The sequence below is a fragment of the Lysobacter tyrosinilyticus genome (assembly GCF_054779815.1).
The window spans coordinates 1-3,039 of sequence record NZ_BAAGXN010000010.1 but is presented as its reverse complement, the minus strand read 5'-3'; the positions used below and the strand labels follow the sequence as shown (position 1 = coordinate 3,039).

At 56.9% G+C, this 3,039-nt stretch carries 1 protein-coding gene; it reads right to left on the bottom strand.

The features are described from left to right. Positions 1-781: 781 nt before the first annotated feature. The gene (locus tag ACYVGK_RS14650) at positions 782-1,045 is read right to left on the bottom strand and encodes a hypothetical protein (RefSeq protein WP_460734999.1); all 264 of its coding nucleotides are present in this window, start codon (positions 1,043-1,045) and stop codon (positions 782-784) included. Positions 1,046-3,039: the final 1,994 nt, after the last annotated feature.

The window sequence follows — 3,039 nt, the reverse complement described above, 5'->3', positions numbered from 1 at the left end:
TTTTGACCACGCATAACGCCTGAATTAAGCCGAGCCGCGAAGCGGCTTCGGCTTGAATGAATTGTTAGGCGGCACCCGATTCACTTGCACACTGAGACCGACTGGCCGTTGGATTGGTAGGTAACCGAGCAGCGAGACTCAGTCAGTCTTTCCTCGGGCACCAAGCTGATGTATGCCAGCAGAGTGTGATTGGAGCCGTCTAGCTCCCCCAAGGGCGGAGCCGAACCTCTACTTGTTGCATCGTGGACTCTCAGAACGTAGTGCGCGTCGAGAGATCGAAAGAGGTCTGACACATCCATAATGCATCGGTCGATTCCGGCCTTTTCTCCCAGTCGCCGCTCGAGCTCGTCTGTGAAGGCGGCCTCCGTCGTTTCCATTCGATTGGGGGTCAGATAGATCCGATCATTAAAGTTGGACAGATCTATGTGTGCTTTCTGAAGCGCGTTGCGCGAGCTGGCTACAACGACGTCAAAAAGATCTTCAGGAAGGCTTTTCCTGACATGGGCGTAATAGCCCTCCAGGCTGAACGCCACTACGAGCTCTTTGTCGTATGCACCCCAGTATGAGTAAAAGGGGGGTGCCTCGCACCCTAGTGCTAGCAGAGGACTCTTTCTCTGCTCTGAAGCTGCCGAGCTCGAAAATCCCAGAGCGCTTAGCGCAAGGAGAAGTAGGGACAGATGGCGAGCGTTCATGACTTTTAGTCGAGTGTCCATGAAATTGTAGTGCCGCCTAACGCCTGAATTAAGCCGAGCCGCGAAGCGGCTTCGGCTTGAATGAATTGTTAGGCGCGCTCACCGGCAGAGCGAACCAACGCGATGTTTCTACAATCCTCGCTCTCGAGCACAAGGCCGGCGTCGGGAGTATCTATCATGATGCCCTCACCAAACTCCGACTTGAACCACTCTGTAGAGCCTGGGTCATCCTCGGGGAACTGGTCCGTGCTGATGATAAAAATGACCTTTGAAAGGCCGTTGTCATCGAACCAGCGGACCAGGTCGCCGATACGAACCTCAATGTCTGTTCCTGGGTAATAGAGACGTTTCATGAGGCGCCTAACGCTTGAATTAAGCCGAGCCGCGAAGCGGCTTCGGCTTGAATGAATTGTTAGGCCCTTGCCGCGGAGGATGGGCCGCGTAATGGCCGATTGCGGTAAAGAAGAAATCCCCAGAACCCGTGCCACATAACAGATACGGGAATGGACAGTAGGGTCAGCTTCTCCGTCGCTGGTGAGTGGTGAGCCGCAGCCAATAATCCCCGGTTGAAGTCAACGACGGCAGTAAGCGTCGCGAAGGCCAGTAGAGTGCCTCCGAGGTACTCCGCCCAGCGCTTTCGGCGAACTAGACCAATGCCAGTAAGAATTGCGGGTATTTGGAATAACGCCTGTGCTGTGAGCACGCCAAGCAGGCCGGGAAGCGATAAGGCAGGGTGTGCTTTGAAGGCGGGGTACGCAATGGAGATGAGGCTCCCGACAAAAAAGTAGGCAATGACGGCCTTCATGCCCGAGGGCAGTGGCTCATGTGGTTGGCTAGAGGGATGGTTGCTCAAGGGCCTAACGCCTGAATTAAGTGGAGCCGCGAAGCGGCTTCCACTTGAATGAATTGTTAGGCCGGATGACGCGAGGTGGATCACGTCGCCCCGCCTGGAATGCCGGAACTTTACCCGAAGAGCCATGTGGTACTGAAGGCTGTATAGCGCGGACAGAGCTAGCTGATGAGCCGGCAGATGAGGAGAGGGCGGGGCACTAGCCGCTGCTGTTGCTCGGCGGAGTGGGCCGGCATAGCTCGGGCGCGGAGTGCTTGCCGAAGCCGAAGAGTCGCCGCGGCCTTTGCGAAAGTTTGCCGCGGTATCGCCGAACGTGGCGCTGCAGCCAAGCGCTCGTGTGATCTGCCCGAATACGGCCTAACGCCTGAATTAAGCCGAGCCGCGAAGCGGCTTCGGCTTGAATGAATTGTTAGGCCGCATGACGGGGGTCAGCGGCGACCCTTACCTGATATGCAAGCTCCCTTGTGGCGGGGCCATCTGCTTGTATCTGGCCGGACGCAACAAGTTTACGCAGGCACCATGAGAAGAATGTCGGCGGAACTGAGGGAAAAGTTGGCAGTAGTGACTGATGTGCGTCCGTTACAACGGTCAATGCAGGAAGCCACGAGTCGCCTACGTGTTGCATTAGCGCCTCTTTGATTGTGGCCACATCGTCCCCGCTAAGGGAGGCAACGTGCTCCAGATCGGACTCACGCGGTTGGTCATTCTCAGACATGAGTATCTCTTTGCTGCGGCCTAACGCCTGAATTAAGCCGAGCCGCGAAGCGGCTTCGGCTTGAATGAATTGTTAGGCCCCATGCGGCACGAAGTCGGCGACTAACACGATGAAGCTTATCACTGCTCCTGAGCCCGCCAGTCTGGATGCCAAGACGAGCAGGCGCGTGCCTAAAGGATGATTCGCCAGTGATTGCGGACGCACCCACGGCAAAATGAATTGAACACGCATGTAACGCGGACGCCCAAATAGCTGGTTTGCCCCGTAGGTGAATAGCTCATCCCGAGCGCGAGGATCGGATCGCAGGGCGGATCGAGCAAGGAGACTCAATACTGAGTGAAGCATCAAGAAGACTACAGTCAGCACAATGGACAAGGGCGGCATGAAACTCTCTTTGGGGCCTAACGCCTGAATTAAGCCGAGCCGCGAAGCGGCTTCGGCTTGAATGAATTGTTAGGGCCCGCCCGAGCTGAACGGAGCCCGCTCAAGCTCCGAGGCAAATATATCCGCGAGCCAGACGGTGTGGCCATCTGGCCCGACGCACTCAACGGTGAAGGCAGGCTCTTGGCGAGGGTTCGAGGCATGCGCCATTACGACCGCGCCAAGGTCACCCACCTGAGGCATGCGGCCTTGGCTAGCACCGGCGTCTACCCGGTCCGCAGGGATCTCTGCGATTACACGAACAACGTCGTACTCGGAGATGTTCATTGCGGGGCCTAACGCCTGAAATTAGCCGAGCCGCGAAGCGGCTTCGGCTGCATTGAATGGTTATACGCCACGGT

What these genes read in the sequence shown, in the direction of transcription:
- ACYVGK_RS14650 (WP_460734999.1), bottom strand. Translation starts at nt 1,045, where the DNA reads ATGAAACGTCTCTATTACCCAGGAACAGACATTGAGGTTCGTATCGGC.